The organism is Vibrio natriegens NBRC 15636 = ATCC 14048 = DSM 759 (assembly GCF_035621455.1).
Lineage (GTDB): Bacteria > Pseudomonadota > Gammaproteobacteria > Enterobacterales > Vibrionaceae > Vibrio > Vibrio natriegens.
Genome location: NZ_CP141822.1, coordinates 348,533 through 369,388, shown reverse-complemented (window position 1 = coordinate 369,388; position 20,856 = coordinate 348,533). Strand labels below are relative to the sequence as shown.

The following is a 20,856-nucleotide window of genomic DNA, read 5'->3' as shown; positions in this document are numbered from 1 at the left end:
GTCTCATTTCTTAACAAGATACCAAGAATTGGATTGATAGAAGGAAGAGCAGCCAGAGAAGCGAAAATAGACAGTATGATCAATGAGCGTATTGGTTAAAAAAAGAATATTATTTCATATGCAACTCTATATTTGTCGAAAAATCACCCTTAACCAGGCGAAAATACAGTAGGAACACTGGTAAATAAAAAAGTCCCCAGACATGAACGAGGCATCTCTGGGGACTTTTTAATCAATTTGAAATCTAAGCGAGTTCAAGTTAAGCGAACTAGTGCTTTTCCTTGTACATTTCTTCGATTTCATCTTGGTATTTGTCGTTGATAACTTTACGACGCAATTTTTGTGTCGGTGTCAGCTCACCATCATCCATCGAGAAAGCCTTTGGCAACAGTTTAAACTTTTTAACTTGTTCAAACTTAGCCAGCTCTTTTTGCAGTTCATTAACTCGCTTTTCGAGCATTTCTACGACTTGGTGATGTTTGATCAACTCAACGCGATCGTGATACGCAATGTTCAATTCTTTGGCATACTCTTCCAACGAATCAAAACACGGCACAATCAATGCTGAAACGAACTTACGTGTATCAGCGATAACCGCAATATGCTCGATAAAGTGATCTTTACCGATGGCACCCTCGATCATTTGTGGCGCAATGTACTTACCACCCGAGGTTTTCATCAACTCTTTAATACGATCAGTGATAAAGAGATTGCCGTTTTCATCAATATGACCCGCATCGCCAGTTTTCAGGAAACCGTGCTCATCGAACGTTTTTTCAGTCTCTTCTGGCATTTTGTAGTAGCCACGCATGACCATAGGGCCACGAACCAGAATTTCGTTGTTTGCACCGATTTTTACTTGCGCGCCAGGCATCGATGTACCGATAGAGTCAGGATCGAAGCAGTAATCATCCCAGCATGATACGGTCGCGGTTGTTTCCGTCATGCCGTAGCCTAACTTAACGTTAATGCCCATCGCATGGAAGAAACGGCCGATGGTTTCATCCAGCTTCGCGCCGCCACAAGGCATGAAGTTAATACGCCCACCTAATAGCGCACGTAGCTTACTCAATACCAGCTTATCAGCCAGAGCATGAGCTTTACGTAGTATGATTGAAGGCTGACGCTTTTCCTGATGGCATAACGCCATTTTAGCGCCCATGTTCACCGCCCAGGTAAACATGATCTTACGGTGGATCGGTGCACGAGACACCTTCTCATGAATCGCAGAAAAAATCTTTTCGTAGAAGCGAGGCACTGCACACATCACAGTTGGACGAACCTGACTGAGCGCGTCTCGCACTTGCGCTGTGTCTTTGAGGTAACAGTTGGTTGCGCCTTTATACAGGACATAGAATGTCCACGCTCTCTCGAACACATGAGACAATGGCAGGAAACACAGCGAGACGTCATCCTGAGATAGGCTCAAGCGTTTATCATGACCTTCTAGCTGCGCGGCAATATTGGCATAATCCAGCATTACCCCTTTCGGTTGTCCTGTTGTACCAGAGGTATAAATCAGGGTAAGCAAATCATCTTCACAAGCCTGTGCAACACGAGCGTCCAACTCTTCTTGGTAACCGCTGTTGCCCTTGGCAATAAAATCCTTCCAAGAAGCAACAAATGGATGATCTCCAAGCTCGATATCGTCAGACATCGCCACGATCAGTTCTAGCTGACTGCATTGCTCGAAAATACTGACGGCTGCATCAAACTGAGGCTGCTCACCCACAAACAGAACTTTCACGTCTGCATTGTCGAGGATATACGCCGACTGCGCAGCCGTATTAGTCGGATAGATAGGAACCGTCACACTGCGTACTTGCAGTGCGGCGAAATCAGCAATCGTCCATTGCGGCATGTTATTTGAGAAAATGCCGACCTTATCTTGAACTCTCAATCCCTGAGCCAAAAGTGCAAGCGATAGTTCATCCACTTGCTGACCAAATTGCTGCCAAGTAATACCTTGCCATTCATTGCCCACTTTGTGTTTTAGAGCAACGCGAGTATCACCTTTCGCAATTTGTTCACGAATACGTTTAACGATATGAAAATCTAACTTGGCCATTTTTACTTACCTTTGGCTTACAGGTGTAAGCTAATTGAGCGAGCAAGTGTACTCACAGGGCGGCAAAACGCAACTGACGAATATCAAACTTCTCTTTATTAAGAGATCGGCTTCACTAATGAGTGCGAACCACCCCATCAATAGTCGGATAGAAAAGCACTTAACTTTCTGTTTGTATTAACCATTGTAAAAAATAAAAAGCCCCGAAAGAGCAAACCTTCCGGGGCTTTGTAATTGTAAAATTTGGTGAGTATTTGAGGAATCTACCGCATCAAACACTCAGTACTTACTGAGTTACCGGATTCAACCGGTAGCTCATACTTCACTTATTTTTGTGCGACAACTTCGCCACAGATAATCATCAACTGATCACGAAGCCAGATGTGACCTTTGTCTTTCTCACTAGACTCATGCCAGCTCAGATATCCACTGATTTCTTTACTTGCAAATGGCAGTTCCAGAATTTGCAGCTGATCGCTGTTTACCGCATTTTCTGCCATCCAGCGTGGCGCAATCGTCACAAGCTCAGATTGACTTACCACATAAAGCAGGTTGCTCAGGCTTGAACCTTCATACGCAGCCAGACAATCAAGCTCGCGGTACGCTTGCTCAGAGAAGCTACGTTGACCATGCACTCGTGAAAGTTTCGCGTGTTTTTCGTTAATCAGCTGCTCTTCAGTGACCATGCCCTGAATACGTGAATGCGTTTTAGAAGCAATCACCACCAGTTCATCTTTAAAAATTTCTGTGCTCGAGAAACCTTGCTCATCAAAGCGAGCGTAGTCGATCACAAAATCAATCTCCTGGTAACGCATGCGTTCAGACAGAAGACGGTCGAATTCAGCGTCTAAATGAAGCTGAACGCTCGGTGCCTGTTGCGCCACTTTAGACATAATCTTTGGTGCAAAACGTAAGTCACATGGGCTACAGATCGCCAGTTTAAATAAGCGCGTTGAAGACTCCGGTTGGAATACAGAGCTTGGCAGCTCATTGCGGATCAATTGCAGCGCCTGACGGATGGGACCAAATAGCTGACGAGCACGTTGGGTTGGCTGAATGCCTCGACCCTGACGCATGAATAGTTCGTCATTAAACATCACTTTTAAACGTGCGACTGCGTTACTTACTGCTGGTTGAGACATACCTAAGTTGTGTGCTGCGCGAGTGATATTTTGCTCCTGCATTACGGCATCAAATACCGTTAACAGGTTTAAATCTACACCACGCAAAGTACTTTCCATACGGTAGCTAGCAATTGCGCTCATCGCGTCTTTTTTATCTAACATTGAGTGCGCCTCTTTTGTAATCGTCAATTTGGTTCAATGAATTCATAGCGAATAGAATCCCATCTCGCACAAAAGACGGCGGCTGGATTCAATTATCTCACGAATAGAAAACCTGATTTTTATTATATTTATCGGCCGCATAATTCCGGCTCGAACCGTACTATCAACGAATTGATTAGGGTTTCGCAACTAGATTGACAATTAATCAGTAAATTTTAGCCCTTAATTTATTTATCCTTTAAAAATCAATATATTGATAAAAACATAAAAAAATATAAAATCGCTAAAATCAGGCAAATCAAGCCCATGGGTCGTGTTTTCAACAGTGAGAAAAATGAGCCCAAAACCCATTCACTGAGAATATGAATAAATTTTTTAAGAGAAACACAGTCAATAACCCTGAGTAATTTGGCTTAGAAAAGCACAGTAGCAACGACAGCACGATTGAATCAAAACTAACATAAAGTGAATAAAAATGCAGCAGTAATTATTACACTGCTGCATTAAAAATTTCTTGGTTCTGGCTTTTTAGATATGAGAGACGTAACTCGGAAAGTCCACTTGCTCCCACAACTGCCTGGACAACTCTTCTTGAGAATCCCATGAGCCTTGCAGCACCCAATGAACGATCGCCTGAGCCACATCCGGATACTTAACGCTCTCCGCTTGTTGCTCTTTCAGCCAATGGCGAACCGCTGAAATGTCTAAGCTGTCCATCGAAGAAGCAAGCCCTAAATCTTCAAGTGTTGCGACATTACTTTGCTGTTCAAATTGACCCGCTAATGGTTTCAACAATAACTTCTTGCCGAGAGAAAGCGCCTCTGACGGCAGCTCAAAACCACCATTGGCGATGACGCCACTACAACGATGTAGGTGATGCTGAAAATTGGTATGGCACAGTGGACGCAGCTCGATATTCTCGATCACTTCACTTTCTATCACATCAGGGTGATAACAAATGAATGACTGCTGATTAAAGTGGAACAATAGATCAGCAATGTCCTCAATAGATTCAAAAGGCAAGTAAACCAGCACGAAATTATCGCAGTGTTCCTGACTGTCCAATGTATGAATGATAGGAGGCAGTATGGGCTGATCGAAATGATACCAGTGCAAACCCAGATGATGTTGTGAGGGAGCAAAGTGTTCAATCACTGACTTATCCAGCCAACTTGCGCCTTTAAGCGGAACAGGATAACGGAAGGCATTCTGATGACTGATCCCAATACATGGCTTGTTCTGCTTACGGGCAGCCCATGCCGTCACAGGTTCAAAATCATTAATCACCAGATCATAAGTAGAGAGGTCTAACTGATTCACTTCTTTAAAAAACTGAATCAAATTGTTGTTAAGTGCCGTTTTTGCGTAGTTTACCGATCCTTTTTCGGTCACAAAAGTGAGCCCTCGACGCGTTTGATAATCACCAAACGCTTCCATTGAAAAGTACTTGTTTGGGTCACGACCAGAAAACAGAAAATCGACTTGCACATCTCGCATTCCAAATGCTTTGCTCATGGCTCTGGCGCGAGCAATATGACCATTTCCGGTGCCTTGCACACCGTATAGGATTTTCATCAATTAAACTCCGATCATTGAAATAGCGAGCCCACCACACAAACTTCCCAACAGCGCACCGATGATGATGTCCGTAAAAAAGTGCACCCCGAGGAAGATACGCGCAGAGCCGATCAAGCTCGCCCAGAAATAAGCAGCAAATCCCAGCTGTGGGTAGAAGTGATCAATAAGTGTTGCCATGACAAAAGCGGCAGCAGTATGTCCGGACGGTAAACTGTAGCGATCAGAAGGGGTAATAAAAGCAGGTAATAAAGCGCTCAGTTCTTCAGGACGGCGACGCTTAAAACTGTTTTTCAGCGTCCAATAGATTGGCAGTTCGACGGCAAATGCCAGCAGCCCGGCAAGCAGAAACCATAACCCCTGCTCCTTATCCAGGTACCACGCCAGTACTCCAAGAACTAAGTAAAGATGGCCATCACCACTGTGTGAAATCCCTTTGCTAATATTTGCTACTTGCTGATTAAAGCGGTGTTGTAAACAAACGCTAGAAAGTGCTAAGTCGAACTTAGCGATGGCCGTTATTGGCTGAGTAATTGTCTCTATCGTTCTCATATGACCTTCCCTCACTTTGACAACGCCTTGTACGCAAATTAGGTGTTTTTAGTGACAGCCACATGACGGGAAGTTGGACAATTAATGACAGGCGTAACGTAGAAGTGATTTACCCGGCCTCAAGACAGCCGAACAAATCAATATTTTTACGTGCCATTTATGGACGTATTGGGACATGATGGGGGTTAGGCTTGCGGTGCGTCGATATACCAGACCTTTCTCTTTTTACGACAGGCCCGCAAGGCACCAGTGGTAAACTCACCATTTTTACTCAACTCATAGCTGAGTACCCGGCAAGTGTAGCTTCCCTGAAGCTCATACCGATATTCAAAGTTATCATCGGCAACCTTAGCGGACGCGAGTAAAGGATTGGGTGGTGTAGAAAGAAGATCACGCTCGCCGACATTACTCCGCGCATAATCTTGATGGAGATAGCCTTTGATCACCCCTCGTTTCTCAACCAAATACCATGGCAGGTCGGAGACTTTAGCGACAACATTAAATACTTCCCCTTTACTGACTGAGCTCAGTTCTTCTCCATCCGAACTGGGCTTGGAGCGCAAGTGCAATGTCGACTTTGAGCGATAAGGTACATCCATAAACTCTAATCCCTGGTATACCTCAATGCCCTCTTCCATCGGCCTGACGACTTCAGCCTGATGCAATTCGTTAGGCTGAACATGAATCTTCCACCATGCATAGGTTTCTGGGTCTTTCCCCTTAAACCTATTGCGACTGTCAGACTCCAGCGCAACCAACATCTGATTTAAGAAATACTCTCGGCCTTCGTAGCTCAGGTACATATCCATTTGATCACGAATTATCGCGACGACCTGAGCCTGATCATTCGTAACGGTAGGTGGAACGATCAGAGTTGTTTGTGATTGAAACAGCTGACAACCTGATAAGCTGATCAATGTTAGTGCTAGTGCTGAACATCCAAATTGTTTTGCTTTAGCCATTAATCCTCTGCCTTTGTAACTTTCACTTAGTTCAAGAACTACCTCAGAAACTGAACACAGAGACGCCTCATTGTCTTGTCGAACCAATCTAAGCAATAGGCAGTGTTATCATCACTTCGAGATAGACTATAAACTCTATCTATCGATTCTCAACCAACAATTCAATGCTTGTCTGGATAGCTTGTAAGCCTGATCCCTCTATTTAATGATCAACCTAATGAACCCGTGATCTTTATCGAGAGTTTGACTGAATCATGGAACCCCCTATCAGCTCACTTTTTACGGGATGAAATACTCCTCTTTGCAATCGACTCATCCGATATGAATAAAAAATCGACTTTAGGGTTGACGTAGTTCATGGAGTGCGGTACTAATTTGTTAACTTAATTTTGTGGAAAGCTTAACAATTATGTCAGCTCATTTTTCTATCCTGCTTAGCCTCCTCCTGATCGTGACCAGTTCGCGCGGGTAGGCTGTGGAAGAAAAATAACCACACCAAGTTCTAAGAACCCGCATGCAAATGCGGGTTTTTTTATACCTAAATACCGGAAGTAAACGATTAACTCACACGAAAGTGCAGAAATCATTAAGGAAGCAAACATGAACGATCAAGTCATTATATTCGACACCACTTTGCGTGATGGCGAGCAAGCGTTATCAGCAAGCTTGACGGTTAAAGAAAAACTGCAAATTGCCTATGCGCTGGAAAGGCTGGGCGTTGATGTCATCGAAGCAGGTTTCCCTATCTCTTCTCCGGGTGATTTCGAGTCAGTACAAACCATTGCTAAAAACATTAAAAACAGCCGAATTTGTGCTCTTTCGCGTGCCGTTGCGAAAGACATTGATGCTGCTGCAGAAGCATTGAAAGTCGCTGATCAGTTCCGTATTCATACATTTTTGGCTACATCGACCATTCACGTCGAAGACAAGCTACGCCGCAGCTATGACGATGTGTTAGAAATGGCGGTGAATGCGGTCAAACATGCACGTAACTACACCGATGATGTTGAGTTTTCTTGTGAAGATGCCGGTCGTACACCAATCGACAACCTATGCCGTATGGTTGAAGCTGCAATCAATGCAGGTGCGACAACCGTAAACATTCCTGATACTGTGGGCTACACGGTACCAAGTGAGTTTGGCGGCATCATTGAAACGCTATTTAACCGCGTACCAAACATCGATAAAGCCATCATTTCGGTTCACTGCCATGATGATTTAGGTATGTCCGTTGCTAACTCTATTGCCGCTGTTCAGGCAGGTGCGCGTCAGGTAGAAGGTACAATTAATGGTATCGGTGAGCGTGCGGGTAACTGCTCTCTTGAAGAAATCGCGATGATCATCAAAACGCGCGAAGAACTAATGGGCGTTCGCACTGGCATCAAACACGATGAAATCCACCGTACCAGTAAGTTAGTCAGCCAACTATGTAATATGCCTATCCAGAGTAACAAAGCTATCGTCGGTGCCAACGCGTTTAGCCACTCCTCAGGCATTCACCAAGATGGCATGCTTAAGAACAAGAATACCTACGAGATCATGACTCCTGAGTCGATTGGTCTTAAGAACCAAGCACTTAACTTAACCAGCCGTAGCGGTCGTGCAGCAGTGAAGAGCCACATGGAGACCATGGGTTATAAAGAAGATGAGTACAACCTAGATGCGTTGTACGCTGACTTCTTGAAGCTAGCAGACCGTAAAGGACAAGTTTTCGATTACGACTTGGAAGCGCTAATGCACTTCTCTAACCTTCGTGAAGAAGACGACTTCTACAAGTTGAACTACTTGAGCGTGCAATCAGGCAGCGTGATGGCAACCACCAGCATTAAAATGCAATGTGGCGATGAAGAAATGTGTGAAGCAGCAGTCGGTAATGGTCCTGTAGATGCGCTATACCAGTGTATTTACCGCGTAACAGGCTACGAAATCGTGCTAGACAAGTTCGACTTAACAGCAAAAGGTGAAGGTGAAGATGGTTTAGGCCAAGCTGATATCATCGCTAACTACAAAGGTCGTAAGTACCATGGTACTGGTGTTTCAACGGATATCGTAGAAGCGTCAGGTCAGGCTCTACTGCACGTAATCAACAGCATTCACCGTGCCGACAAGATTGCCGAAATCAAGCAAAAGAAAATTGCGACTGTTTAATAGCTAACGTTACTTCCAAGCACACAACAGAATAACTTCGATATAAAATTTAGCTAAAAATTAGAATATTAAAGGATTAACATGACAGACAAATCATACAAAATCGCCGTTCTACCTGGTGACGGTATTGGCCCTGAAGTGATGGCACAAGCGCACAAAGTTCTTGATGCAATCGAGAAAAAGCATGGCCTTTCTTTTGAGCGTGATGAGCACGATGTCGGCGGTATTGCTATTGATAATCATGGCTGCCCACTTCCTGAAACAACGGTAAAAGCGTGTGAAGAGTCTGATGCGGTTCTATTTGGTTCAGTAGGTGGCCCTAAGTGGGAACACCTACCACCAAACGACCAACCAGAGCGCGGCGCTCTGCTTCCACTGCGCAAACACTTCCAACTGTTCTGTAACCTACGTCCAGCTCAGATTCACAGCGGCTTAGAGGCATTTTCTCCTCTTCGTGCTGATATCTCTGAGCGTGGTTTTGACATTGTGGTGGTTCGCGAACTGACTGGCGGTATTTACTTTGGCCAACCAAAAGGTCGTGAAGGCGAAGGCGCAACAGAGAAAGCGTTTGATACCGAGGTTTACCACCGCTTTGAGATCGAGCGTATCGCTAAAATTGCCTTTGAATCTGCACGTCTACGTCGTAAGAAAGTTTGCTCAATCGACAAAGCGAACGTACTACAAAGCTCTATCTTGTGGCGTGAAGTGGTAGAAGAGATCGCGAAAGACTACCCAGATGTCGAGCTGTCTCACATGTACATCGACAACGCCACCATGCAGCTAATCAAAGATCCAGCTCAGTTCGATGTCATGCTATGTTCAAACATCTTCGGTGACATCATCTCGGATGAATGTGCAATGATTACTGGCTCGATGGGCATGCTACCTTCTGCAAGCCTTAACGAAAGCAAGTTTGGTCTTTACGAACCAGCGGGCGGCAGTGCACCAGATATCGCAGGTAAAAACATCGCTAACCCAGTGGCGCAAATTCTTTCAGCTGCGCTAATGCTACGTTACAGCCTGGGTGAAGAAGCAGCGGCTCAAGACATTGAATCCGCAGTATCGAAAGCACTTTCTGCTGGCGAACTTACCGCAGATTTAGCAAGCGACAAGCCTGCACTGACCACGTCAGAAATGGGTGACAAGATCGCCGAGTACATCTTGAACTCATAAGTTAAACTAGATTGATAATAATTATTCGCCTCTGATAAGCCGTTATCAGAGGCAGCACACAGGATTAGTGATAATGGGCAAAACACTTTACGAGAAGGTCTACGACGCACACGTTGCTGTCGCAGCTGAAGGGGAAAACCCGATTCTTTATATTGATCGTCACTTGGTACACGAAGTTACCTCTCCACAGGCTTTTGATGGCTTGCGTGAAAAGGGCCGTCAAGTGCGTCAGGTAAGCAAAACGTTTGCAACAATGGACCACAACGTTTCGACCACAACCAAAGACATCAACGCTTCTGGTGAGATGGCACGTATCCAGATGGAAACGCTATCGAAAAACTGTGAAGAATTCGGTGTAACCCTTTACGACCTAAACCACAAATACCAAGGCATTGTCCACGTTATGGGCCCTGAGCTAGGTATTACTCTGCCGGGCATGACCATTGTTTGTGGTGACTCTCACACAGCAACACACGGCGCGTTCGGTTCACTGGCTTTCGGTATCGGTACATCTGAAGTTGAACACGTACTAGCGACTCAAACGCTAAAACAAGCACGTGCGAAAACGATGAAAATCGAAGTGAAAGGTAAAGTCGCTCCGGGCATTACAGCAAAAGATATCGTACTGGCGATCATCGGTAAAACGACAGCGGCGGGCGGTACTGGCTACGTAGTTGAGTTCTGCGGTGAAGCGATTACGGACCTTTCAATGGAAGGCCGTATGACAGTATGTAACATGGCTATCGAATTGGGCGCGAAAGCAGGTCTGATTGCACCGGATGAAACCACGTTCGAATACATCAAAGGCCGTAAATTCTCACCACAAGGTGCAGATTTTGACGCGGCAGTTGAATACTGGAAAACACTAAAAACTGACGATGATGCTGAATTTGATGCCGTAGTAACGCTGAACGCAGCGGACATCAAACCGCAAGTAACTTGGGGTACAAACCCAGGTCAGGTTATCGCGGTTGACCAACCGATCCCTTCACCAGAAAGTTTTTCAGATCCAGTGGAAAAAGCATCGGCAGCAAAAGCACTGGCTTACATGGGACTAGAAGCGGGTAAATCACTGTCAGACTACCCAGTTGATAAAGTGTTTGTTGGTTCTTGTACTAACTCACGTATTGAAGACATGCGCGCAGCAGCAGAAGTGGCTAAAGGCCGCAAAGTCGCGTCGCACGTTCAAGCATTGATTGTTCCAGGATCTGAGCAAGTGAAGGCACAAGCGGAAGCAGAAGGCTTGGATGTCATCTTTAAAGAAGCGGGCTTTGAATGGCGTCTACCGGGCTGTTCAATGTGTCTGGCGATGAACAACGACCGCCTAGGTCCTCAGGAGCGTTGTGCATCGACTTCAAACCGTAACTTTGAAGGTCGTCAAGGCCGTGATGGTCGTACCCACTTGGTTAGTCCTGCAATGGCGGCGGCGGCGGCTATCGCTGGTCACTTTGTTGATATTCGTGAACTAGATTAAGGAAAAAACAGATGTCAGGTTTTAAACAACACAAAGGCTTAGTTGTTCCTCTAGATGCAGCGAACGTTGATACTGATGCCATCATACCAAAGCAGTTCTTACAAAAGGTGTCTCGCCTGGGTTTCGGTAAACACCTATTCCATGACTGGCGCTTCCTTGATGATGCTGGTGAACAGCCAAACCCTGAGTTTGTGATGAACGCACCACGTTACCAAGGTGCTTCTATCCTACTTGCGCGTGAAAACTTCGGTTGTGGCTCTTCTCGTGAGCACGCACCTTGGGCGTTAGCCGATTACGGCATTAAAGCGATGATCGCACCAAGCTTTGCGGATATCTTCTATGGCAACTCAATCAACAACCAAATGGTACCAGTGCGTCTGACTGAGCAAGAGGTTGATGAACTGTTCCAATACGTTGAAGCGAATGAAGGTGCACAGATTGAAGTGGATCTTGAAGCGAACAAAGTGCGTGCCAATGGCAAAGAGTACGATTTCGAAATCGATGAGTTCCGTCGCCACTGTCTACTGAATGGCTTGGACAACATCGGTTTGACGCTACAGCACGAAGATAAAATTGCGGAATATGAAGCGAATATTCCAAGCTTCCTGCGCTAAGACGCTTTAGTCAATAAACAAGTAAAAGGCTGACCATTGTCAGCCTTTTTCATTTTTACGTGTCGATAAAAGTAAGAAAACAAACACTAATCCGGTCTACACTAACTACAAACTTTAACCAACGGTATCGCTATGATGCGTTTTTTATTGCTCCTTTGCGCCCTATTTTCTTTTTCCGTATTCTCCGCTCCCAAAGCCGATTTATGGCCCTACTGGAACCACTCAAATGAGGCCAGCCAAACACAGGTCTCTCATCAAGAGTGGCAACAATTACTCGACCGCTATCTTGTCACTCAGGGAGAAAATACGTTATTTCGCTACCGCGCTGTGTCGGCAGCGGATAAAGCAACACTCAAACAGTACATTCAGCGCCTGGCAAAACTCGATCCTTTGCAGTACCGCAAAGCTGAGCAATATGCTTACTGGGTGAACCTGTACAACGCCATCACTGTGGATCTGATATTGGATAATTACCCGATAAAGTCCATCACTAAGTTAGGAGGGCTGTTTAGTTTTGGGCCCTGGGATGAAGACGTCATTACCATTAATAATCAAAACTTAACTCTGAATGATATTGAGCATCGAATTCTTCGCCCCATCTGGCAAGATCCTAGAACACATTACGCAGTTAACTGTGCAAGCCTAGGCTGTCCGAACCTGCAAGCTCAGGCGTTTACCGCTGACAACACACAGACCTTGTTAGACATCGCAGCGAAAACATTCATCAACAGTAAGAAAGGCGTTTCTATAGAAGGAGACACGGCGAAAATTTCTTCAATTTATGATTGGTTTTCGGTGGATTTTGGTGGTGAGAACAACGTGTTTAATCACATAAGGCAATACGCCCCACGTTACAACAGTTTTTCTGGACGGGTGAAATACGACTACGATTGGAATTTAAATCAAGCCAACTGATTTTACTGAGTGGAATAGTTTGAAGAGCTTTGAGTTACCTGTAACCCCAAAACTCAAAAAGGGCACCAAGTGCCCTTTTTACTTTCATCTCTGATAGAACTAAAAAAGATTACTTAAAGCCTTTTACTTTCTTAATCAGATCATAAGCATTTTGAATTTCTTGCGATTTTTCTTTAGCTACATTCATCATTTCTGGAGGCAGACCTTTCGCCATCAGCTTATCTGGGTGGTGCTCGTTCATCAGCTTACGATAAGCACGCTTAACCGTTTTACTGTCGGCATCCGCCGAAACATCAAGGATTTTATACGCATCCGCTAACTGATCAGCTTGAGATGCTTGCTGCCACCCTGCACCAGACGACTGGTACTGGCCTTGATGCTGACCGCCCTGATGCTGGAAGCGAAACGCCGCTTCTTGCATGTGTAGTCGTCGCTCTAGCTGCTCAGAAGAAAATCCTAAAGCGCGAGCAATTTTGTGCAGCACATTGCGTTCACTTGGATGAATCTCGCCATCGGCAAAGGCGGCTGAAATTTGCAACTCCAAGAAAAATTGCAGTAAATCGAAACGACCCGCAGTCGAGATCTTAACCCTAACCAACACCTCTTCCAGCGGGAAATCACTTTCCTTACCTTCACGAAATGCGTCTTGCGCTGCACGGCGCTGTTCACCATGCAGGTTCATGCGGTCCATCATTGCGGACGCAAGCTGAATCTCTTCTTTAGTGACCTGACCTTTCGATTTTGCCACGTGTCCCATGACCGCAAAGGCCGCTTTGAAAAATTCTTCCTGACGTTGCGCCTGACTCGGTCCTTTGCCGAACCCACCAGTAGAGAACCCCGCCTGACTCAAACGGCGTGCTTTATCAAACTGATGGCCAACAAATAAGCCAAATAGCAAGCCGAGTGGCCCGCCAAGTAACAAGCCAAAAAAGGCACCTAATATTTTGCCAAAAATATGCATTATGTGTTCTCTATCAATGAATTTTTATCGACGAAAGCGGTCTTATAGTGCCGTATGCAACGATTTCCTTTATGATAATGGAATTAGTTTTATTTCGGCTAGGCCATTCGCCTGCTTATCTTTGCAGCTACTTTATCTCGATTATGCCACAGCGAGTCAATGAGCTGGGACATTTACGACGATAGTAGTTGATTCATTTGGCTATTACGCTAGGGTACAACGAGCCCTATAGCCATCGAGTAATATCAATTACCGTAAGTAAGTGAGTAGTTATTTACTACGATTGGTATAACAGTGACACAGGAAAGTTCGATTCAATGCAACATTTTTCCCGCACATTTTTAGCGGCCTCTATCAGCACCGCCTTGTTTGTACCTACCACTCAAGCTGACGCGAATATCCATGATAGTGTGCAGGAAATGCCCACCACAGATCAATGTTTGGTCGAAACGAGTGGTGAGCAGGACGCTTTAAATGCACCCGTAGTAGTCGAAGCTGACAGACTGCAAGCCATTAGTGGCGATAAAGCACAGTACTCTGGTAACGTCCAAGTCACGCAAGGTCAAAAGAAAATCACCGCAGATAGCGTAACGCTGCACCAACAAGACAACGTCGTGGTTGCTGAAGGTAACGTCACCTTCAATGACGGTCAGGTCGAAGCCCGATCGGATCGCGTCACCAGCGATATTGATCAAGACACTTTCTCTCTCGAGAACACAGACTACCACTTCATTTGCCAACAAGGCCGAGGAACAGCGGCTTATATTGCGCGTACTGGTCAGTCGATTTATGAACTGGAAGACGGTTCTATCACCTCCTGTCCTCAGGGGGATAACTCTTGGCGTCTGGTTGCGTCGGGTATCGATGTCGACCAGGATGAAGAGACGGCAACACTGCACCACCCTCGTTTTGAAGTTTTAGATGTTCCAATCTTCTACGTCCCTTACCTGACAATGCCAATTGGCAATACACGTAAATCGGGTCTGCTATTCCCTTCTCTATCGTACGGTTCTAGCGATGGTATGGAAGTAGAAGTGCCATTCTACTGGAACATTGCGCCTCAATACGATATGACCCTGACCACGCTCTACATGCAACAACGTGGTACCAAATTCGACACCGATTTCCGCTATCTAACCGATGGTTGGGGAGAAGGTGAAATCAAAGGCGAATACCTAAATTCAGACAGAAAGTACGCCGATGAAACACGCTGGGGCTACCAGTTTAAGCATGAAGGCATTATCGACAAGCATTGGGTTGTCGATGTCGATTACTCAGAAGTGAGCGATATCGATTACTTCCTGGATCTCGACTCTGATATCGGTAACCGTGAAGACGGTCAACTGATGCAGGAAGGAGAAGTCCAGTACCGTTCAGATTTCTGGGACGCCTCATTATCGGTTCGTGACTTCCAGGTCTTGTTGCAAGAAGAAAACAAACCTTACCGTTTGATGCCTCAGTTGGCATTAAACTATTACACGCCAGTGTGGGGAAATTACCTGAACTTTGATGTTAAAAGCCAACTTAGCCGCTTTGACACCAGTGATAACGCAAAGCCTGATGCAACTCGCTTTCATATCGAGCCAGGCTTTACTATCCCACTGTCAAACTCTTGGTCGGCCTGGACCACAGAAGCACGCGTACTTGCGACTTACTACTCTCAAGACTTAAATGGTCTTACCGACTCTGATCTAGAGCTTCAGCTGGATGAAAAAGTGTCTCGTGTGATTCCAGAGTTCCGTAGTAATGCGCAGATTTACCTTGAACGTGATACCAGTTGGGTCGAAGGTTACACCCAAACTCTGGAACCGCAGGTCCAGTACTTGTACGTACCGAAAGAAGATCAAACCAATATCTACAACTATGATACAACGTTGCTGCAAACCGATTACTACGGTCTATTCCGCAGCCGTAAATACAGTAGTATTGATAAGATCGCATCCGCAAACCAGCTAAGCTACGGTGCGAGCACACGTTTCTTTGATGACGATTATAAAGAACGTCTCAATATTTCATTTGGTCAAATCTACTACTTTGATAAAAAGACCAAGCTCAGCAACAACCCAACCGATCCAGATGAAACAACAAACTATTCGTCTTGGGCGATTGAAGCTGATTTCAACTACAACGATTCCGTGTTCTATCATGGCGGTATTCAGTACGACATCGACCTAGGCTCAATGCAACTTGCGAACAGCACGTTAGAGTACCAGTTCGACGGCGGCTTTATTCAAAGTAACTACCGTTATGTCACTCGTGAATACATTGAAGATACGATCATTCTCGAAAACCTGGACACCATTACTCGTAAAGGTATTTCTCAGGCAGGTATTGTTGCCGCTTACGAATTCAACCAGAACTGGTCCGCCAGTGGTCAGTACTACTATGACCTAAATGAAAATAACGACTTAGAATGGCTAGCAGGCTTACGCTATCAATCTGATTGTTGGTATATCGGTTTAACCTATTCTAACCAACTGTTAGGCTGGGAAGACCAGATTATCGGCGGCTCAGGGGCATCAGCAGAATACGAAAGCAACTTCAGTGTTAGCGTCGGTATTCAAGGGTTTGCCACCAACCAAACCAACGGCACTGCTGCCAAAGAATTGGAAGGCTCAGATAACACAATCAAATATGGTCGCCCATTCTATCTGAACAATTAATCGAATTAAGCGTCTTAAAGTAGATAAGACACTAATTAAAAATACTGACGGAATTTTAAATGAAAATTTGGAAATCAATCTTATTTACGACCCTACTCTCTTGCGGAGCCGTTGCAGCACCAGTAGAGCTTGATAAGGTTGCTGTTATCGTTAATGACGGTGTCATTCTACAAAGTGATATCGACACAGCATTAAAAACGCTACAAGCCAATGCTCGCCAAAGTGGTAAAAGCCTACCTTCTGCCCAGGTTTTGCATGATCAAGTAGTAGAAAAACTGATTCTTGATACGCTTCAAGGCCAGGAAGCGGATCGTATCGGCGTTCGTATCGACGATAGCCGCCTTAATCAGGCAATTGCAGAGATTGCACGCAACAACAATCAAAGTGTGGAGCAACTGACGGCATCGATTGCAAGCGAAGGGCTAAGTTACACAGAATTCCGCGAGCAAATCCGTAAGGAAATTGCAGCGTCAGAAGCACGTAACGCGCTTGTGCGTCGTCGTGTAAACATTCTGCCTGCGGAAGTAGACAGCCTTTCAGAACAGTTATCACAAGAAACCAACGCCACGGTTCAATACAAAATCAGCCATATCCAGCTGCGCTTCTCTGATGATCAAGAAAAGTCGGCAGTAGAAGCAGAAGCAAAAGCGCTGGCCAAAAAACTCAATGACGGCGCTGATTTCACTGAAATGGCTTACACCTACTCTAAAGGGCCAAAAGCCTTGCAAGGTGGTGACTGGGGCTGGATGCGCAAAGAGGAAATGCCAACCATCTTTGCCGACCAAATCAATATGCAGAACAAAGGCAGCATCATCGGTCCATTCCGTAGTGGTGTTGGTTTCCATATCCTGAAAATTGACGATGTAAAAGGTCTGGAAACTGTTGCAGTAACGGAAGTTAACGCACGCCACATCCTGATCAAACCAACGGTTATCCTGAGTGATGACGGTGCTAAAAAACAATTAAATGAATATGCTCGTCGCATTAAAGCAGGTGAAGCAACGTTTGCTCAGTTAGCGTCTCAATACAGCCAAGACCCTGGCTCTGCTGCTCAGAACGGTGAACTTGGTTACCAAACTCCGGACCTTTACGTACCTGAATTTAAACATCAGGTAGAAACACTACCAGTGGGTTCGATCAGTGAACCATTCAAAACCGTTCACGGCTGGCATATCGTAGAAGTGCTGGATCGCCGTCAGGTTGACCGTACAGACTCTGCATTGAAGAATAAAGCTTACCGCATTCTCTTCAACCGTAAGTTTAATGAAGAAGCAGGCGCATGGATGCAGGAACTGCGTGCAAGTGCGTTTGTTGAAATCGTGGATGACAGCAATGACAACTAATTTAGTCCGCAGAATTGTCGTGACCGCAGGGGAACCTGCGGGTATCGGCCCTGACCTAGTGCTTGCTCTCTCAAAAGATGACTGGGCACACCAAATCGTCGTCTGCGCAGATAAGAACATGTTAATGGAGCGAGCCAAATTACTTGGTATCGATGTCCAACTCTCTGATTATAATCCAGAAGAAGCGCCACAAGCACAGAAAGCCGGCACGCTTATCGTTGATCATGTTGAAATATCAGAAAGCGCGGTTGCTGGCCAGCTCAATGAAGCGAATGGCCACTATGTATTAAAAACGCTAGAAAGAGCCGCTTTAGGCTGTATGAATGACGAATTTGATGCTATTGTCACCGGCCCTGTTCATAAGGGGGTGATCAATCGCTCTGGCGTTGCATTCAGTGGACATACTGAATTCTTTGCCGAGAAGTCTAATACGCCGTTAGTTGTGATGATGCTGGCGACGGAAGGACTGCGTGTTGCGCTGGTAACCACACATATTCCTTTGGCGTATGTGTCAAAAGCCGTCACTGAAGAGCGATTAGAGAAAATCATCGATATTCTTCATAAAGACCTCGTTGAAAAATTTGCCATCAAGCAACCAAACATCTATGTTTGCGGGCTTAACCCACATGCGGGAGAAGATGGTTGTTTAGGTCGTGAAGAGATCGAAACCATCACTCCGACACTGGAAAAGATTCGACAAGAAAAAGGGTTTAATCTGATCGGCCCATTGCCGGCAGATACCATTTTCAATGACAAATATTTAAACGATGCTGATGCTGTTTTAGGCATGTACCACGATCAAGTATTGCCAGTTTTAAAATACAAAGGCTTTGGTCGTTCAGTAAACATTACGCTTGGTCTACCTTTTATTAGAACATCGGTGGATCACGGTACTGCATTAGATCTGGCAGGGACAGGTCAGGCGGATACAGGGAGTTTCCGAACAGCGCTCACGCATGCGATAGAATTGGTAGAGAAGAAACAATGAGAAATGATGTCCATTTAGGACACAAAGCGCGTAAACGTTTTGGTCAAAACTTCCTGAACGATCCATACATTATTGATGGTATCGTATCAGCGATTAACCCAAGACCAGGCCAGAATCTGGTTGAAATCGGTCCAGGTCTGGGCGCTATTACTGAACCTGTCGGCCGTGAAGTCGACAAGTTCACCGTTATCGAACTTGACCGAGATCTGGCAGAGCGTTTACGTAACCACCCAGAGCTGGCGGACAAGTTAACGATTCATGAAGGCGATGCGATGCGTTTCGACTTCACACAGCTCGTAAAACCGAACAACAAGCTACGTATCTTCGGTAACTTGCCGTACAACATCTCTACCCCGTTGATGTTTCATCTTTTTGAATTCCATAAAGACATTCAAGACATGCACTTTATGCTTCAAAAAGAAGTGGTTAACCGTTTGGCAGCAGGTCCAGGCAGCAAAGCTTACGGCCGTCTGACGGTCATGGCTCAGTACTACTGTAAAGTGGTACCAGTACTGGAAGTGCCACCAACAGCATTCGTACCGCCACCGAAAGTAGACTCAGCCGTCGTTCGTCTGGTTCCTTACGAAGTACTACCATGTCCAGCTAAAGACTTACGCTTACTGGATCGAGTATGTCGTGAAGGCTTTAACCAACGCCGTAAGACCGTACGTAACTGCTACAAATCACTGTTGAGTACAGAAGTGCTGGAAGAGTTGGGAATCAACCCAAGTATGCGTCCAGAGAACCTGACGCTAGAGCAATTCGTCGCGATGGCGAACTGGCTGGCGGATAACCCACAGCACTAAGTAAACCAAACAATAAGCCAAACCCTGTCGGTTTGGCTTATTGCTAATTTTTCCAAGGAGTGTACATGGACGTCATTCAACCCTGCATTAAAATTCAAGTTCACACCAAATACATCGAAGAACAGTCTAATCCCGAGCTACAACGCTACGTTTTTGCCTACACCATCACGATTAAAAACCTGAGCCACCAAACTGTGCAATTGATTAGCCGTCGTTGGTTGATCACCGACTCTAATGGCAAACAGATGACCGTTGAAGGCGATGGTGTGGTTGGCCAGCAACCGTTTATTCCAAGTAACGATGAATACACCTACAGCAGTGGGACTGCGCTAGAAACACCCGTCGGTGTTATGCAGGGACACTATAAAATGCTAGATGAACATGGTCAGGAGTTCATCGCTGAAATAGAACCGTTCCGTCTTGCCATTCCGAATGTTTTAAATTAATAAGATTGGAGAGTCAGTGGCTACCTATATTGTTGGTGATATCCAAGGCTGCTTTGAAGAACTGCAGCGTCTATTAGAACAAGTATCTTTCTCTCCCAAGAATGATCAACTCTGGCTAGCGGGTGATCTCGTCGCCAGAGGACCTAAGTCGTTAGAAACCTTACGTTTTGTTAAATCATTGGGTGACAGTGCGAAAGTGGTACTTGGCAATCACGACCTGCATTTACTTGCCGTCGCTCATGGCGTTAAGAAATTGAAAGATAAAGACAGAACCGCCCCAATCTTTTCGGCCCCAGACTGTAAAAAGTTATTGCAATGGCTCTCTAAGCAACCGCTTCTTGCGGAGCATGATGACTTCGTTATGTGCCATGCCGGAATTTCACCACAGTGGAATTTGGCAACAGCCCGCCAATGCGCACGCGAAGTAGAAAACATCCTGCAAAGTGATCACCTATCGTGGCTACTGCACAATATGTACAGTAACAAACCTGATTACTGGGATGATTCTCTGACAGGGTTAGATCGCTATCGCTATACCATCAATGCATTTACGCGTATGCGCTTTTGTTTTCCGGATGGACGCCTGGACATGGATTGCAAACTTCCGCCACAACAAGTGACAGATGAAGAGTTAATTCCTTGGTTTGATCTTCCACAGAGAGTGGAGCTAGGCAAGACGGTCCTATTCGGACATTGGGCGGCATTACAAGGCCATATCGATGAAGAAGTGATTGGTCTGGATACTGGCTGTGTTTGGGGTGGAGAACTGACCATGATCCGTTGGGAAGATAAACAAATCTTTACCCAACAGGCATTAAGTTAAGCGATTCATTCTCTTAACATAAACCTACACGACAAACAAAAAGCACCGCATTCGCGGTG

The 20,856-nt window shown here is 45.4% G+C and carries 17 protein-coding genes; 11 read left to right on the top strand and 6 right to left on the bottom strand.

Going from position 1 to position 20,856, the window contains the following annotated elements:
• Positions 1-268: 268 nt before the first annotated feature.
• The 5 genes from VER99_RS01760 to VER99_RS01740 form a co-directional block, all read right to left on the bottom strand.
• On the bottom strand, positions 269-2,068 hold the full coding sequence (locus VER99_RS01760) for an AMP-dependent synthetase/ligase (RefSeq protein WP_020335848.1): 1,800 nt from the start codon (positions 2,066-2,068) through the stop codon (positions 269-271).
• Positions 2,069-2,394: 326 nt separating this feature from the next.
• Positions 2,395-3,354, bottom strand: coding sequence for a LysR family transcriptional regulator CalR (calR, locus tag VER99_RS01755; RefSeq protein ID WP_020335847.1), 960 nt, complete (start codon positions 3,352-3,354; stop codon positions 2,395-2,397).
• Positions 3,355-3,882: 528 nt separating this feature from the next.
• Positions 3,883-4,929, bottom strand: a complete 1,047-nt coding sequence (locus tag VER99_RS01750; RefSeq protein WP_014230729.1) for an MJ1255/VC2487 family glycosyltransferase — start codon at positions 4,927-4,929, stop codon at positions 3,883-3,885.
• Between the two features lie 3 nt (positions 4,930-4,932).
• Positions 4,933-5,481, bottom strand: a complete 549-nt coding sequence (locus tag VER99_RS01745; RefSeq protein ID WP_020335846.1) for a phosphatase PAP2 family protein — start codon at positions 5,479-5,481, stop codon at positions 4,933-4,935.
• A gap of 185 nt (positions 5,482-5,666) precedes the next feature.
• On the bottom strand, positions 5,667-6,443 hold the full coding sequence (locus VER99_RS01740) for an SH3 domain-containing protein (protein ID WP_020335845.1): 777 nt from the start codon (positions 6,441-6,443) through the stop codon (positions 5,667-5,669).
• Positions 6,444-7,043: 600 nt separating this feature from the next.
• Here VER99_RS01740 and leuA point away from each other — a divergent pair.
• From leuA to VER99_RS01715, 5 genes are all read left to right on the top strand, one after another.
• Entirely contained in the window at positions 7,044-8,591 is a 1,548-nt protein-coding gene (gene leuA, locus VER99_RS01735) for a 2-isopropylmalate synthase (RefSeq protein WP_014230726.1), read from the top strand.
• 81 nt (positions 8,592-8,672) lie between these two features.
• A complete protein-coding gene (gene leuB, locus VER99_RS01730) occupies positions 8,673-9,764 on the top strand; it encodes a 3-isopropylmalate dehydrogenase (protein ID WP_020335844.1) in 1,092 nt (363 codons plus the stop codon).
• Positions 9,765-9,837: 73 nt separating this feature from the next.
• Positions 9,838-11,238 carry a 3-isopropylmalate dehydratase large subunit gene (gene leuC, locus VER99_RS01725; RefSeq protein ID WP_014230724.1) on the top strand — a complete coding sequence of 467 codons (1,401 nt, stop codon included), beginning with the start codon at positions 9,838-9,840 and terminating at the stop codon, positions 11,236-11,238.
• An 11-nt stretch (positions 11,239-11,249) separates the two neighbouring features.
• Positions 11,250-11,852: a 3-isopropylmalate dehydratase small subunit gene (gene leuD, locus VER99_RS01720; RefSeq protein WP_014230723.1), complete on the top strand. Its 603-nt coding sequence runs from the start codon at positions 11,250-11,252 to the stop codon at positions 11,850-11,852.
• Positions 11,853-11,984: 132 nt separating this feature from the next.
• Positions 11,985-12,767, top strand: coding sequence for a DUF547 domain-containing protein (locus VER99_RS01715; protein ID WP_020335843.1), 783 nt, complete (start codon positions 11,985-11,987; stop codon positions 12,765-12,767).
• Between the two features lie 109 nt (positions 12,768-12,876).
• On the opposite strand, the gene djlA is transcribed toward VER99_RS01715, so the two are convergent.
• Entirely contained in the window at positions 12,877-13,728 is an 852-nt protein-coding gene (gene djlA, locus VER99_RS01710) for a co-chaperone DjlA (protein WP_020335842.1), read from the bottom strand.
• Between the two features lie 317 nt (positions 13,729-14,045).
• Between djlA and lptD the strand changes: the two genes are divergently transcribed.
• The 6 genes from lptD (at position 14,046) to apaH (ending at position 20,797) form a co-directional block, all read left to right on the top strand.
• Positions 14,046-16,391, top strand: coding sequence for an LPS assembly protein LptD (gene lptD / locus VER99_RS01705; RefSeq protein WP_020335841.1), 2,346 nt, complete (start codon positions 14,046-14,048; stop codon positions 16,389-16,391).
• 59 nt (positions 16,392-16,450) lie between these two features.
• Positions 16,451-17,734, top strand: coding sequence for a peptidylprolyl isomerase SurA (surA, locus tag VER99_RS01700; RefSeq protein WP_014230719.1), 1,284 nt, complete (start codon positions 16,451-16,453; stop codon positions 17,732-17,734).
• The gene (gene pdxA / locus VER99_RS01695; RefSeq protein ID WP_020335840.1) at positions 17,724-18,722 is read left to right on the top strand and encodes a 4-hydroxythreonine-4-phosphate dehydrogenase PdxA; all 999 of its coding nucleotides are present in this window, start codon (positions 17,724-17,726) and stop codon (positions 18,720-18,722) included. The genes surA and pdxA overlap by 11 nt, the downstream gene beginning before the upstream one ends.
• Positions 18,719-19,528, top strand: coding sequence for a 16S rRNA (adenine(1518)-N(6)/adenine(1519)-N(6))-dimethyltransferase RsmA (gene rsmA / locus VER99_RS01690; RefSeq protein ID WP_014230717.1), 810 nt, complete (start codon positions 18,719-18,721; stop codon positions 19,526-19,528). Before pdxA ends, rsmA begins: the two co-directional genes overlap by 4 nt.
• A gap of 65 nt (positions 19,529-19,593) precedes the next feature.
• Positions 19,594-19,974: a Co2+/Mg2+ efflux protein ApaG gene (gene apaG, locus VER99_RS01685; protein WP_020335838.1), complete on the top strand. Its 381-nt coding sequence runs from the start codon at positions 19,594-19,596 to the stop codon at positions 19,972-19,974.
• 16 nt (positions 19,975-19,990) lie between these two features.
• A complete protein-coding gene (apaH, locus tag VER99_RS01680) occupies positions 19,991-20,797 on the top strand; it encodes a bis(5'-nucleosyl)-tetraphosphatase (symmetrical) ApaH (protein WP_014230715.1) in 807 nt (268 codons plus the stop codon).
• Positions 20,798-20,856 lie beyond the last annotated feature (59 nt).